13 protein-coding genes and 1 tRNA gene are annotated in these 12813 nt (G+C 69.8%); 3 read left to right on the forward strand and 11 right to left on the reverse strand.

What is annotated here, in order from left to right:
- Nucleotides 1-28: 28 nt before the first annotated feature.
- From ACFYPA_RS30935 to ACFYPA_RS30965, 7 genes are all read right to left on the reverse strand, one after another.
- Nucleotides 29-2773 carry a Tat pathway signal sequence domain protein gene (locus ACFYPA_RS30935; protein WP_389135604.1) on the reverse strand — a complete coding sequence of 915 codons (2745 nt, stop codon included), beginning with the start codon at nucleotides 2771-2773 and terminating at the stop codon, nucleotides 29-31.
- An 87-nt stretch (nucleotides 2774-2860) separates the two neighbouring features.
- Complete coding sequence (locus ACFYPA_RS30940) at nucleotides 2861-3442, reverse strand: hypothetical protein (RefSeq protein WP_359084257.1); 582 nt, start codon at nucleotides 3440-3442, stop codon at nucleotides 2861-2863.
- A 7-nt stretch (nucleotides 3443-3449) separates the two neighbouring features.
- Nucleotides 3450-4313, reverse strand: a complete 864-nt coding sequence (locus ACFYPA_RS30945) for a carbohydrate ABC transporter permease (protein WP_359084258.1) — start codon at nucleotides 4311-4313, stop codon at nucleotides 3450-3452.
- A complete protein-coding gene (locus ACFYPA_RS30950; protein ID WP_359084383.1) occupies nucleotides 4310-5242 on the reverse strand; it encodes a sugar ABC transporter permease in 933 nt (310 codons plus the stop codon). The genes ACFYPA_RS30945 and ACFYPA_RS30950 overlap by 4 nt, the downstream gene beginning before the upstream one ends.
- 70 nt (nucleotides 5243-5312) lie before the next feature.
- Nucleotides 5313-6596 carry an ABC transporter substrate-binding protein gene (locus ACFYPA_RS30955; RefSeq protein ID WP_359084259.1) on the reverse strand — a complete coding sequence of 428 codons (1284 nt, stop codon included), beginning with the start codon at nucleotides 6594-6596 and terminating at the stop codon, nucleotides 5313-5315.
- Nucleotides 6597-6772: 176 nt separating this feature from the next.
- Nucleotides 6773-6844: transfer RNA gene (locus ACFYPA_RS30960), tRNA-Val, on the reverse strand.
- Nucleotides 6845-6898: 54 nt separating this feature from the next.
- Complete coding sequence (locus tag ACFYPA_RS30965) at nucleotides 6899-7390, reverse strand: TIGR02611 family protein (RefSeq protein WP_389135608.1); 492 nt, start codon at nucleotides 7388-7390, stop codon at nucleotides 6899-6901.
- Nucleotides 7391-7580: 190 nt separating this feature from the next.
- On the opposite strand from ACFYPA_RS30965, the gene ACFYPA_RS30970 reads away from it, so the two are divergent.
- Nucleotides 7581-7994, forward strand: coding sequence for an SsgA family sporulation/cell division regulator (locus tag ACFYPA_RS30970; RefSeq protein WP_003959770.1), 414 nt, complete (start codon nucleotides 7581-7583; stop codon nucleotides 7992-7994).
- A gap of 327 nt (nucleotides 7995-8321) precedes the next feature.
- Nucleotides 8322-8897: a CGNR zinc finger domain-containing protein gene (locus ACFYPA_RS30975; protein ID WP_359084261.1), complete on the forward strand. Its 576-nt coding sequence runs from the start codon at nucleotides 8322-8324 to the stop codon at nucleotides 8895-8897.
- Nucleotides 8898-8901: 4 nt separating this feature from the next.
- Here ACFYPA_RS30975 and ACFYPA_RS30980 read toward each other — a convergent pair whose 3' ends face one another.
- The 4 genes from ACFYPA_RS30980 to ACFYPA_RS30995 all read right to left on the reverse strand — a co-directional run bounded on the left by ACFYPA_RS30980 (nucleotide 8902) and on the right by ACFYPA_RS30995 (nucleotide 12013).
- A complete protein-coding gene (locus tag ACFYPA_RS30980) occupies nucleotides 8902-9057 on the reverse strand; it encodes a hypothetical protein (RefSeq protein ID WP_359084262.1) in 156 nt (51 codons plus the stop codon).
- 243 nt (nucleotides 9058-9300) lie between these two features.
- Nucleotides 9301-10272 carry an acetylxylan esterase gene (locus tag ACFYPA_RS30985; RefSeq protein WP_389135610.1) on the reverse strand — a complete coding sequence of 324 codons (972 nt, stop codon included), beginning with the start codon at nucleotides 10270-10272 and terminating at the stop codon, nucleotides 9301-9303.
- Nucleotides 10273-10357: 85 nt separating this feature from the next.
- Nucleotides 10358-11377: a LacI family DNA-binding transcriptional regulator gene (locus tag ACFYPA_RS30990; protein WP_389135612.1), complete on the reverse strand. Its 1020-nt coding sequence runs from the start codon at nucleotides 11375-11377 to the stop codon at nucleotides 10358-10360.
- Between the two features lie 183 nt (nucleotides 11378-11560).
- Entirely contained in the window at nucleotides 11561-12013 is a 453-nt protein-coding gene (locus ACFYPA_RS30995) for a hypothetical protein (RefSeq protein WP_359084265.1), read from the reverse strand.
- Between the two features lie 212 nt (nucleotides 12014-12225).
- Here ACFYPA_RS30995 and ACFYPA_RS31000 point away from each other — a divergent pair, with 212 nt between their 5' ends.
- Nucleotides 12226-12741, forward strand: coding sequence for a DsbA family protein (locus ACFYPA_RS31000; RefSeq protein ID WP_389135614.1), 516 nt, complete (start codon nucleotides 12226-12228; stop codon nucleotides 12739-12741).
- Nucleotides 12742-12813: the final 72 nt, after the last annotated feature.

Here is a 12813-nt window from a genome sequence, read left to right on the forward strand (position 1 = left end):
ATGCCGGCCCGGGGCGCCCGCGCGTGCCTCAGGCCGGCATGTGGTCACCGACCAGTGCGAGGTTCTCGATGGCCGCGAGGCCGTACAGGGCGGTGTCGTTGGTGTAGACCCAGTTGGCCTCACTGCCCGGGACGGTGGTGACCGGACCGCTCACCTCCTCGGTCTTCCAGGGAGCGGATTCCTTGTAGCCGTCGCTGTTGTAGAACTTCTCCCAGGCACGGGCGGCGAGCTTCTCGTCGCCCGTCTGCACGGCGGCGTAGGCGTCCATCCGGGAGTGGCCCTGGAAGAGGAGCAGGCTGCCGAAGTTGGACCCGTAGCGGGCGGCCTGTTCGGTCTTGCTCGCGTTGAAGTAGCGGCAGTAGTCGAGGTACGCCTCCTTGAACTTCGGCATGTCGATCAGGCCGATGAGTTCGGCGCACAGCTCGTTGAGGCCGAAGACGCCGGACAGGTGGGAGACGCTGACGACGGGTTCGGCGGCCACGGCGAACTTCCCGGTGTCCAGGTCGTAGAGGCCGCTGCCCTGGACGAATCCGTTGGGCTGGGCGGCGATCGTCTCCATGGTGCCGAGCACCCGGGCCCTGGCCTTCTCGGCCTGGGGGCCGCCGCGCTCCCATTCGGTGAGCCACGCGGAGACGAGTCCGCTCCAGTCTGTGCCGAAGCCGACGGACAGGGCGTGCCGGTCCGGGGTGTACGGCTCGGTGCGGATCTTGCGGAGCGGGTCGAGGCCGAGGAAGGTCTCGTCGGAGTCGACGTTGGCGCGCATCAGGTCGCCGACGCGTTCGTCCGCGGTGAGGAAGTAGTAGAAGCGCCGGTAGGTGGTGTTGGCGATGCGCTGCTGCTTGGCGCTGTCGGCGTAGTGCTGGACGCCGTGCCGGGTGCCGAGGCCGGCCCAGTCGCCGAGGTGGTAGACGTCGACCTCGCCGGTGTGACGGGTCATGGCCTCCGCGAAGCGGAAGATGTCGGCGCGTCCCGAGCGCAGGTAGGCGTACCAGAGCCAGAGGTCCGGCGAGAGTTCGGAGTTGTCCCAGGCGTAGCCGCCGACGTCGTAGCGCCACTGGTGCCGGGCGGGGTCGTACGAGTGCATGATGTCGCCGTAGTCCCAGAAGCCGTACCAGCGGCGCATCTCGACCTGGTCCTTGTAGTACGTGAACAGGAAGTCCAGGTGGTCCTCGATCTTCGCCTTGGCGGGGGTGGAGCGGTCGACCGGGGAGAAGAGTCCGCCGAAGACGCCCGCGCCGATGAGCTGGGACGGCGGGGCGACGAGCTGCGGGAGGGTGCGCACGGTGCGGGTCTGCTGGGCGAGGGCCTCGGCGCTGGGTGTGGAGTCGTTGGCCCAGAAGACGAGTTCGCTGGTGCGGGCGATTCCGTACGGGGTACCGAAGCCGGGCTCATAGTCCTCGTAGGTGATGTTGAGGCCTTCGAGCTGCTCGGCGTAGGTGTCCTGGCCGAGGCCGTCGTGGTAGAAGCGCAGGTCCATCGGTTCCGCCTCGGGCGACCAGAGCCAGAGGGTGACCTCGGCCGCGTCGGTGTCGGCGCCGCGGATGTCGAGCTGGGCGGGGAACTTCTCCCAGAAGTCGCGCAGCCCGAAGGAGAGTCCGCCGCTCGCGCCGCCCACGTATCCGAAGCCGGAGGCGCGCCGTCCGCCGCCTGCGGCGATCCAGCCGTGGCCCTTCTTGGTGCGCTTGCGCAGGGAGAAGCCGTCGGCGGAGAGCTGGCTGAGGGTGTAGTCGCCCCAGGTCGGGATGAGCGGGAGGCGGGTGGTGACGCGCTGGTCCCAGGTGGCCGGGTCGGGCAGCTTCGTGCCCTCGAACTGGGCTGCCTGCACAGCCGCTCCGGGGTCGCGGCGCAGTCCGGTGATGCCCTTGACGGCTTCGCGGAGCATGCCGCTCTCGTCGCCGCCGATGCGGATGTGGCGGTCGTAGGTCTCGTCGCGCATGGGAACGGTGAAGCGGACGCCGAGGCCGCGGATGAAGTCGCCGCTCGCCTTGCCCGGTTCCTGGGTGCCGTCGAAGGTGATGGTGTGCATCATGCGGAACGATTCGGCGCCCGCGTAGAAGTAGAGGCGGACGGAGAACGGGAGCCAGGAGCGGTTGCCGTGGCGGTGTTTGCCGTCGACGCGGACGACGGCGCGGACGGGCCCGCTCTGTTCCACCTCGGTCCGGCTGATGGCGCTCTCGAAGCGCTCGTACTTCTCCTGCCCCTGGTCGCCGTCCTCGATCTCGCCCTGGCGGATCAGGACGAGGCGGCCGTTCCTGGCGATCTCGGTGGAACCGCGGGTGAGGGAGGTGACGAGCGAGGAGCCGGTCTTGCCGATCCTCGCGGTGATGACGCCGGTGGAGACGGTGATCGAGCCGCCGCTGTTCTTGACGGTGACCTTGTGGGCGGCGGTGGCGGGTTCGCCGGTGGTGAGGGTGAACTTCTTGGCTCCGGCGGCCTCGGGGCCGACCGCGTGGGCGGTCCACTTCAGGGAGCCGTCGGGCCATTTGGCGGTGGCCCAGGTCTGGACGGGGATGTCCTTGCCGTCGGCGGTGGCGAGGGCGAACTTCTGGTCGGCGGGGTAGCGCCCCTTGGCCCAGGGGACGCCGAAGGTGGAGCCGGGTGCGGCGCCGAGGCCGTCCTCCTCCAGCCAGCCGATCCGGACGGGGCCCTCGTCGGCCTCTCCGGTGGCGGCGGCTGCCTGCTGGGCGGGGCCGTTCGGCGCCCAGGAGAGGGTGGTGGCGGCACCGGCGACGGCGGCGGCCTTGAGAACGGTACGGCGGGGGATCGGGAACATCACGACTCCAATTCGTGGCGAAAAAGGGCATGACTGATCGCACGCTGACGCGTGGTGGGACGTGGTGCGGTCGGTGGGGCCGGGCGGTCAGCGGCGGTCGGCGGCGACCGCCGCCGCGGCGAGACAGCCGAGGGCGGGCGCGGCCAGGGGCGGAATCTGCCAGGCGGCGAGCGCCAGGGCGACGAATCCGCCGACGAGCAGCAGTGATCCGGCCGGGTCGGTGACGGTGCGGTGGCCCGCGGTCCGTACGGTCTGCGCCCAGGGTGTGCCGGGCTGCCAGGCGGCGGCCGTGCGCAGTCCCCAGACGGCGACGGCCGGCAGACCGAGCAGGCTCACGACGATGAGCGGGCCCCCGCCCGGCAGCAGGCCGGAGCGGGCGACCTGCCAGTCGAAGGCGAGCAGCGCGAGCGCCGCCCACCACAGCAGGGAGATCCGCCAGCCGCTGAGGAAGGCCTCCCGTACATCGGCGGCGAACTCACGCACCCCGCCCGCCTCCCCGGCCAGGTAACGGCGCAGGTGCCGGCTCCCCGCGGCGAAGGCCGCGGGGAACGTGACGAGCGGCAGGGCGGCGACGGTGATCCACACGCCGGTGAGCAGGCATTCGGAGAAGACGCTGAAGCGCTCCCGGACGAAGGAGGTCCTGGGCGCGGTGCCGGATTTCGTCGCCACGGGGTGCTCAGCCCTTCAGGCCGGAGGTGGCCATGCCGTCGATGAGGTAGCGCTGGAAGGCCAGGAAGAAGGCCAGCACGGGCAGCAGGGCCACCAGTGACATCGCGATCATGCCGCCGTAGTCGGCGACGGCGTCCTGGTCGATGAACATCCGCAGCCCCATGGAGACGGTGTACTTGTCCGGCTCGTTGAGGTACAGCAGGGGGCCCATGAAGTCGTTCCAGGCCTGGATGAAGGTGAAGATGGCGCTGGTGATGAGCGCGGGCCGGCACAGCGGCATCACGATCGACCAGTAGATCCGCAGGTGCCCGCAGCCGTCGAGCCGGGCGGCCTCGTCGAGTTCCTTGGGCAGTCCGCGCATGAACTGGACCATGAGGAAGACGAAGAACGCGTCGGTGGCGAGGTACTTGCCGATCAGCAGCGGAGTGAAGGTGTTGATCAGCTCCAGCTTCTGGAACATCACGTACTGCGGAATGATCAGTACGTGGTACGGGAGGAGCAGCGTCCCGATCATGATGCCGAACATGATGTTGCGGCCGGCGAAGCGGACCTTGGTGAAGGCGTACGCCGTGAGTGAGCAGGAGAGCACCACACCGATCACGGAACCGACCGATATGTAGGCCGAGTTCAGGAAGAACTTCCAGATCGGGATGTCCGCGATGCCGTCGGCGAGCCGGCGGTAGTTGTCGGTGATGGGGTGGGTCGGGAAGAGGTTCAGCGCACCGACGATGTCGCCACTCGGCTTGAACGACGCGCCGATCGTCCACGCCACCGGGTAGAGGATCACCACCAGGAGGACCAGTGCGCCGAGGTGCCAGGCGAGGGAGCCCGGAATCCTGCGTCGTGCCGCGGTTGCTTCCAGCCGGCTCATCGGCCGCCCTCCTCGTAGTGCACCCAGCGCTTCTGGGACCAGAACAGCACGGCCGTGACCAGGGCCACCGCGACGAGCAGCAGCCATGCCATGGCGGAGGCGAATCCCATACGGCTGTTCACGAAGCCCTGGTCGTACAGGTAACAGGTGTAGACGAGCGTCCCGTCGCCCGGACCGCAGGAGCCGTTGCTGACGATGTAGGCCGATCCGAAGATCTGGAAGGAGTGGATGGTCTCCAGCAGGACGTTGAAGAACAGCACCGGCGAGATCATCGGCAGCGTGATGTTCCAGAACTTGCGCCAGGGGCCGGCCCCGTCCATCTGCGCGGCCTCGTAGAGCTCCTGGGGGACCTGCTTGAGACCGGCCAGGAAGATCACCATCGGGGCGCCGAACTGCCAGACCGTGAGGGCCACCAGGGCGTAGATGACCATGTGCGGGTCGCCGATCCAGCCGCCGGCGTCGATGCCGAACAGCTGCTGCCCGCGGTCGACGACGGCGTCGTCGGAGAACAGGGCGCGCCAGACGATGGCGGCCGAGACGCTCGCGCCGATCAGCGACGGGGCGTAGAACGCGGCCCGGTAGAAGGACTGGCCCCAGCGTTTCTGGGCCAGCAGCATGGCCACGGCGAGTGCGGCGGCCAGCTTGATCGGAGTGCCGATCACCACGTACCAGGAGGTCACCTTGACCGACTGGCGCCAGCGGGGGTCGGCGAACATGTCGGTGAAGTTCTTCAGGCCGACCCACTTGGGGGCGTCGAAGAGGTTGTAGTCGGTGAACGCGAGGTACAGCGAGAAGACCATGGGCCCGGCGATCAGGAACAGGAAGCCCGCGATCCAGGGCGACATGAAGAGATAGCCGGTCAGATTCTCGCGGTGGCCCCGCGGTCGCGGAGCGGGGCGGGTCTTGCGTCCCGGCCCGCTCCGCTCCACGGCGGCGAGGTCCTTGCCGAGGACCGGGCCGCTCGTGGAGGTCTGGATGTGAGTCACCGCGTCATTCCTCTCAGTTCGAGGCGAGGGCGGTCTTCGCCTCGGAGAAGAACTGCTTGACGGCGTCCTCCGGCGAGGCCTTGCCCAGGGACATGTCGCCCGCGATGCGCAGGAACGCCGCCTCGACGACATCGGCACCGGCCGGGTGCGGGGTGATGGGCTCCAGCACGCCGGCCTTGGCGATCTCGGTCTCGTAGGCCCCGATCGCCTTGCTCGGGGCGTCGGTGGGCTGCAAGGCCTCGAACTGCGCGGTGGTGGCGGGGACTCCGCGGTCGTAGCCCATGATGCGCGCGACCGCGGGGTCGTGGGTCATGAAGCTGATGAAAGTGGCGACCTCGGCGGGGTGCTTGGTGCGGGCCGTGCCGCTCAGCATCAGCGAGCCGAGGTACTGGCCGGTCTTCTTGCCGTCGGTGGTCGGGATGGGCGCGAGGCTGTAGCTGCTCCTGCCCTCCGCGCTGTAGCGGACGGAGAAGTTGTCCCAGGTGAACTCACCGGCCGAAAGGCCCTTGGCGAGCGCGGAGGCCGGCTTGATCTGCTCGACCTTCTTCTGGTCGGCGTAGATGCCGGCCTTGACCCGGGCCAGCGCCTCGGTCCAGTAGGGCAGCAGTTCGTTCTCGCCGAAACCCATGCCCTCCTCGGTGAAGAACGCCTTGCCGTTCTGCCGCAGCACAAGGTCGTACAGGTACATGACTCCGTGGGGGCCGGAGTCGCCGGCTATGCCCTGGCCGGACTTGATCTTCTGCAGACCCGCGTACCAGTCGTCCCAGGTCCAGCCGAGGCTGTGGTCGACGTCTGCCTTCTCGAAGACCTTCTCGTCGATGACGAGGGACATCGAGTTGCTGCCGACCGGGACGCCGAGCAGTTTGCCCTCGATCTCGGCGAACTTCTCGAGCCCGGCGCGGAAGCCCTCCAGCTGGAGGTTGCCCTTCTTCGCCTGCGGGTTGAGGTCGAGCAGGACGTTCTTCGCCTCGTACTTGCGCAGGAACGTCACCGCGTTCTGGATGACGTCCGGCGGGTTGCCGCCGGCGGCCTGGGTGTTGAACTTCTTCCAGAAGTCCGGGTACTGCTGGAAGTCCGTCTTGACCTTGATCTTCGGGTGCTTCTTCTCGAAGAGCTTGACGCACTCCTGGACCTTCTTCGCCCGGTCGTCGGCGCCCCACCAGGCATGCCGGATGGTGACAGGACCGTTCGAGCCGCCGCCCGAGCCGCAGCCGGCCGCCGTCAGCCCGAGACCGGCAGCCGAGAGGCCCGCGAGCCTCAGCATCTGCCGCCGGTCCATGCCCTGGTTCCGAGACATAGTTCGCCCCTACGCTTGATTGAATCGTTTTAGAAAGCGCTTGCCGGGTCAAGGTAAGGAGCGGCACCGGCGGCGTCAATGGCTGGGACGAAAATCGATCGAAGCGCTTGAACGGGAGGGCCGGAAACGCCGACGGCCCGGAAGCTTCAAGAAGCTTCCGGGCCGTCGGTCCGGGGTGGGCGATACTGGGTTCGAACCAGTGACCTCTTCGGTGTGAACGAAGCGCTCTCCCACTGAGCTAATCGCCCGGGCGCACGCCAAACATTACCCCATGTCAGCGGCGCCCTCCGACCATCCCGAGGTCACTCGTCGATCTTCCACGGCATGACGATTCCGAACTTCCACAGATAGATACCCGCCAGTACCGCGATGATCACGAGCCCGATCACCGTGAGGGTGATGTTGCGCCGCCGCACCTTGGGATCGAGCGCCCGCTGAGCGGCCTCGGTGACCTTCCGGCGCGTCCAGCGCAGCACCAGCTGCGCCCAGACGAACTCGGTCGCCCAGATCGCCATGCCCCCGAAGATCACCAGCCAGCCGGGCCCAGGCAGGGGCAGCATGACGATACCCGCCGCCACCACGGCGAGGCCGACCACGAACACTCCGACCTGCCAGCTCAGATGCAGCGTCCTGGACGCCTTGATGAAGCCGGGCGCCCTGGAGCCGAGCTCCCTGTCCTCCTTCGTCACACCCTCTGTGACGTCCCCCGTCACGCTCGTGCGCGCTTCTCCCGCCGCGGACACCGGGGCCGCCGGTGCGACAGCCCCGCCCCGCTCGTCACTCTCCGCATTCATGGGGGTCAACCTACCGGAACGCCTCTCGTCACCGGAATGGCCGCATGACCCAAAGTTACACACCCCAGTACGAGCTACCTGAAGGATCACAAAACGGTCAGAGGGGTTTACAACGCCACCGTAGGTGGCATGTCGATTTCGCCGACGTGCGAATCCCCGAGCGCACACTGAGCGAAAGGCCCTGGCGCTTATGAACACCACGGTCAGCTGCGAGCTGCACCTGCGCCTCGTTGTGTCGAGCGAGTCCTCACTGCCTGTACCCGCGGGCCTGCGGTATGACACGGCCGATCCGTATGCCGTGCACGCCACCTTCCACACCGGAGCGGAGGAGACGGTCGAGTGGGTTTTCGCCCGTGACCTCCTTGCCGAGGGGCTGCACAGGCCCACCGGCACCGGAGACGTCCGCGTCTGGCCATCCCGTAGTCACGGCCAGGGCGTCGTCTGTATCGCACTGAGCTCCCCAGAGGGCGAAGCCCTGCTGGAGGCCCCCGCACGGGCCCTGGAGTCGTTCCTCAAAAGGACCGACGCCGCGGTTCCGCCGGGGACCGAGCATCGTCACTTCGATCTCGATACGGAGCTCTCACACATCCTGGCCGAGAGCTGAGCCAGGCCGAGAGCCGCACGGCGCCATCGACTCGGGGAGATGGCGCCGCGCGGACAACCTCATACGGCTGACACCGGCGCCGTCACCACGGAATCCACCGTGGTGACGGCGCCGGTCCGCGTCCCCCTGCCCCGACGCCCCATCCCGGGCCCCGCGGGCCCGTCAGGCGCCCGCGCGCCTTCCGTGCCGCCCGGGGCGGTGACAAGCCGCCCCAGGGGCCCCTGGGGCCTCGGAGGCCCCTCGGGCCCCGGTGCGCCCGGGGCGAGCCAGTAGAGTCAGCCGCCATCGGCGGGCGTCCTGTCCCGCCGGAGGCCAGGGAGCGGAAGCGTGCTGATCCCCCACGACACCCGGATCGCCCTCGACGTGGTGGTCGATCTGGTGAACACCGCGCCGGAGAGCGAGCAGCCCGGTGCCGGCGAGCCCGTCGACGGGCTCGCCGGCATCGAGGACCTGTACGCGTTCGCGGGGCGCCACCGCGTGAGCGGGGTGAACGAGCTCGACGAGAAGGACCTGCGGGCCGTCCACGACGTACGGGCTCGGTTCGCCGAGGTCTTCGCCGCGACGGACGCACGGGTCGCCGCCTCGCTCGTCAACGCGCTCGTGGCCGCCGCGGGCACCACGCCGCAGCTCAGCAACCACGACGGCTACGACTGGCACGTGCACTACTTCGCACCGGATGCCTCGCTCGCCGATCACCTGGCGGCCGACTGCGGCATGGCCCTCGCGTTCATCATCGTGGCGGGCGAGACGGAGCGGCTGCGGCGCTGCGAGGCGCCGGACTGCCGGCACGCGTTCGTCGACCTCTCGCGCAACCGTTCCCGCCGCTACTGCTCCAGCCGCACCTGCGGTAACCGCTTGCACGTGGCCGCGTACCGGGCGCGCCGCCGGGAAGCGGCGGGCTGACGGTTCACAGCACGAAGAGATCGTGCAACGCGGCCATCAGCAGCAAGCCGCCGACCACCGTGAGGAAGATCATCAGAGGGGGCTGGGAAAGGGCGAAGAGGCAGCCACGCGGCTCTTCGACTGGGGGTGCGGGGGCGTCGCCCCGGGAGGTGTCCACCATCTCGGGACGATCATGACGCAGACCGGCGCCCGTTGGCGATCAACACTCCTTTTCGTGACGGGAGTTCACCCCTCGCAGGGTGGGCCGAATCGCTCCGGCGTCCGATCCCCCGTCAGGCTTTCGGAACTCCGCCCCCCGCCGGCCTTTTCGGGACGCCACTCCCCTGTCGGACGGTCGGGCCATCCGCGCGTCCTGGGGCGGTAGGGCCCTTCTGTACCACCACACCCCCGGCCCCTGCTCCGGTCAGCCCAGGTCGTGCAGCATGCGCAGTTGTGCGGCCCGGTGGACCGAGGTGCCGCCCTCGTGGCCGTTCCAGGGGTAGACCTCGATCTCCTTGGGGCCCGCCCAGTTGTTGTAGGCGGCGAAGACCGTGGACGGCGGGCAGATGGGGTCCATCAGGGCCACGGAGTAGAGCGCCGGCAGGTCCGCCCGGGCGGCGAAGCTGATGCCGTCGAAGTAGGAGAGGGTCCGGAACACCTGCTCGGCACGGCCGTGTTGGGTGGCCAGGAAACGCACGATCTCCTGGTACGGGTCCTTGTCGGTGATCTCGACGGCCCGCCGGTAGTGCGTCAGGAACGGTACGTCGACGAGCGCGGCCCTGACGTGGGGGCTGAGCCCCGCGACCGCCTGGGCGATGCCGCCGCCCTGGCTGCCGCCGTGGACGACGATCCGGCTGGGATCGACGGACGGGTGGGCGCGGGCCACCTCGACGGCACGGACCGCGTCGGTGAACACCCGGCGGTAGTAGTAGTCGTCGGGGTCGAGGATGCCGCGGGTCATGAACCCCGGCGACTGCGGGCCGGCGCCGCCGTGCGGGTCGGCGGTGGAGCCCGCCGAGTGGCTGTTGACGGCTCCCTGGCCACGGGTGTCCACGACCAGCGTGGCCCAGCCGGCCGCGGGCCAGACCAGGTGGTCGTGCGGCAGTCCGCGCCCGCCGCCGTAACCGAGGTAGTGGACGACGACCGGCAGCGGCCCCTCGGCGCCGGCGGGCACGTTCAGCCAGGCGCGTATGCGGTGGCCGCCCCAGCCGGCGAACGACACGTCGTGGACGTCGACGTTGGTCAACGCGGCGTCGTAGGGGATGAATTCGGCATCCAGGGGGTGTTCGGCGGCCTCGTCCAGGGTGCGTCGCCAGAAGGCGTCGAAGTCATCGGGCTCACCGGACTCGGGCCGGTAGGTCCGGAGTTGGTCCAGGGGCAGGTCGAACAGGGACATGGCGTCTCCATTTCGGGCATGCGGAAGGAACAGCGGGGGGGATGGCAGAAGGGGGCGTGAGGAGGGAAGGGCAGGGCGCCCGGACTCAGCGGGGTGCGGAACTCGACGCGCGGACGACGAGTTCCGGCTGGAGCACGACGCTGCGGTGCTCATGGGCGCCGCCCTCGTCATCCGCCTCCTCCAGCAGGAGCTCGGCGGCCATCCGGCCCATCACGACCGCGGGCTGGCGGACCGACGTGAGTGGTACGGCAGCGGCGGCTGCGAATTCGATGTCGTCGTACCCGACGATGGCGATGTCCTGCGGCACCCGCACCCCGGCCGCGTACAGGGCCTGGAGCACACCCAGGGCGAGCAGGTCGTTCGCGCAGAACACGGCGGTGGGGCGCGGGACGAGTCCGAGCAGTCTGGCCCCGGCGTCGCGGCCCGCCGCCACGTCGAGGCGGTCGGAGGGGATCTCGACGAGCGCTTCGGGCGGCAGCCCGGCCTCCGCGAGGGCGGACAGGGCACCTTCGCGGCGGTCCCTGATCTGGTGCAGGTCGCCGGGTCCGCTGACGTACGCCACCGAGCGGTGACCGGCGGAGATCAGGTGGCCGGTGGCCAGGGCGCCTCCCCGCACGTCGTCGACGGAGACCGCGCAGGTCCCGGTGCCGGCGGCCACCCGGTCCACCAGGACGTAGGGAATCCGGTGGCGGCTGAAGGATTCGAGGTTGCGGCCGGTCGCGTCGGCCGGGGTGACCAGTACGCCGCACACACGCTGTTCCGCGAAGAGGCCGAGGTATTCGGCCTCCTCCGCGGGGCTCTGGCCGCTGTTGCAGACCATGACCCCGAGGCCCGCCTGACGGGCCGCGCGTTCGGCGCCGCGGGCCACGTCGACGAAGAAGGGGTTGCCCATGTCCAGGACGAGGAGCGCCATGATCCTGCTGCGGCCGGCCCTGAGCTGGCGGGCCGACTCGCTGCGGACGTAACCGAGCTCCTCGATCGCGGCCAGTACCCGTGCCCGGGTCTCGGGCAGCACGGCCTCGGGGCGGTTGATCACATTGGAGACCGTGCCCACGGAGACCCCGGCCTGCCGGGCCACGTCCTTGATCCCTGCCACACGCGCCACTACCCAGCCCCACTGCCTCGGCCGCGCTCACGGCGGCGTCACCCCATCGTACGGACGGCGTGCATGAATTGTTTCAATCGGTGGGGACGCTAACCCCCTCACCAAGGGCCGTCAAGGATCATGCCTGAATCGATTCATGGGAGGGGGGTCCGCGCGAGGCGGGGCGGGCCGCACGGGCAGCCGTCAGATGCCGTGCTTCTTCAGGATCTCCTCGATGTCGCTGAAGTCGTCGCCCTGCCCGGCGGCGGACTGCTTCTTCGGCTTCCGGCGCGGCTCGGCGGCCGGTGCGCCCGCCCCCAGCGAGGGGGCCGGGGCGGCGGGCGCCACCGCCTCGCTCCGCTCGGCCCTGGCCGCCGCCTTGCGTTCCTTGCGGGTGCCCCCGCCACGGCGTTCGATCGCACGGGTGGTCATGAACAGCAGCCAGGCCACGCCCAGCACCCCGAAGCCGAGCCAGACGCTCGGCTTGAAGGCGATGTCCGACACCCACTCGACGACGCCGGTCAGCACCAGACCGATCGGGACCAGGGAGTAGGCGGCGATCCGGGTCGCCGTGAGGAACCGCTTCCGGTACGCGGTCACGGCGGCGATGCCCAGGCCCGCCGCGGACACCGCGGAGCAAATGGTCTCGGCAAGCATCGGTGCCTCCAGGCGCAGGGGAAACGTCCCTTCCATCCTGCACCGGTCACCGGCCGGGCGGCCATGCTCCGAGCCCACATCAGGGACATTTCAGGGCCGGGGTCCTCCCCAGGTGCCGTACGGGCTGCTGCGGGCCGCCCGCTGCCGTCGGGTGTTCGCGCCCCGCCGGACGCCGGTCGTGGCGCTCCCGTCCGCCCTGGGAGACTGGCCCCATGAACGATTCCACCCCCGCTGCACCGGTCGTCCTCGACGTCTGGTGCGAGCTCCAGTGCCCCGACTGCCACCACGCCCTGACCGATGTGCACGCCCTGCGCGCCCGGTACGGCGACCGGATCGAGATCCGGTTCCGGCACTTCCCGCTGGAGAAGCACAAGCACGCCTTCGCCGCCGCGCAGGCCGCCGAGGAGGCCGCGGCGCAGGGCAAGGACTGGCCGTACATCGAGGCGGTGCTCGCCCGCACGGCCGACCTCGGCCGGGACGGCGAGCCGCTGCTGGTCGAGGTGGCGGGGGAACTCGGCCTGGACGCCGAGGAGTTCGACACCGCACTGATCGACGGCCGGCACATGCTGATCGTCGACGCCGACCAGGCCGAGGGCAAGGCGATCGGGATCACGGGCACGCCCACGTATGTGATCGGGGGCGAGCGACTGGACGGCGGCAAGAGCCAGGAAGGACTGCGCGAGCGCATCGAGGCGATCGCCGACCGGCTGCTCGCCGGACAGGGCTGAGGGCGGGGGCCTGAGCGCCCGGGGCCGGCGGCACCGTTCCCCGGCCCCGACGGGCCGTCCGCATGGCCGGAG

Source organism: Streptomyces sp. NPDC005775, assembly GCF_042871565.1.
Taxonomy (GTDB): Bacteria; Actinomycetota; Actinomycetes; order Streptomycetales; family Streptomycetaceae; genus Streptomyces.

Coding starts and splice junctions, on each gene's coding strand:
- ACFYPA_RS30945 (WP_359084258.1), bottom strand. CDS start 4,313: ATGAGCCGGCTGGAAGCAACCGCGGCACGACGCAGGATTCCGGGCTCC.
- ACFYPA_RS30935 (WP_389135604.1), bottom strand. CDS start 2,773: ATGTTCCCGATCCCCCGCCGTACCGTTCTCAAGGCCGCCGCCGTCGCC.
- ACFYPA_RS30965 (WP_389135608.1), bottom strand. CDS start 7,390: ATGAATGCGGAGAGTGACGAGCGGGGCGGGGCTGTCGCACCGGCGGCC.
- ACFYPA_RS31000 (WP_389135614.1), top strand. CDS start 12,226: ATGAACGATTCCACCCCCGCTGCACCGGTCGTCCTCGACGTCTGGTGC.
- ACFYPA_RS30955 (WP_359084259.1), bottom strand. CDS start 6,596: ATGTCTCGGAACCAGGGCATGGACCGGCGGCAGATGCTGAGGCTCGCG.
- ACFYPA_RS30985 (WP_389135610.1), bottom strand. CDS start 10,272: ATGTCCCTGTTCGACCTGCCCCTGGACCAACTCCGGACCTACCGGCCC.
- ACFYPA_RS30970 (WP_003959770.1), top strand. CDS start 7,581: ATGAACACCACGGTCAGCTGCGAGCTGCACCTGCGCCTCGTTGTGTCG.
- ACFYPA_RS30995 (WP_359084265.1), bottom strand. CDS start 12,013: ATGCTTGCCGAGACCATTTGCTCCGCGGTGTCCGCGGCGGGCCTGGGC.
- ACFYPA_RS30980 (WP_359084262.1), bottom strand. CDS start 9,057: ATGGTGGACACCTCCCGGGGCGACGCCCCCGCACCCCCAGTCGAAGAG.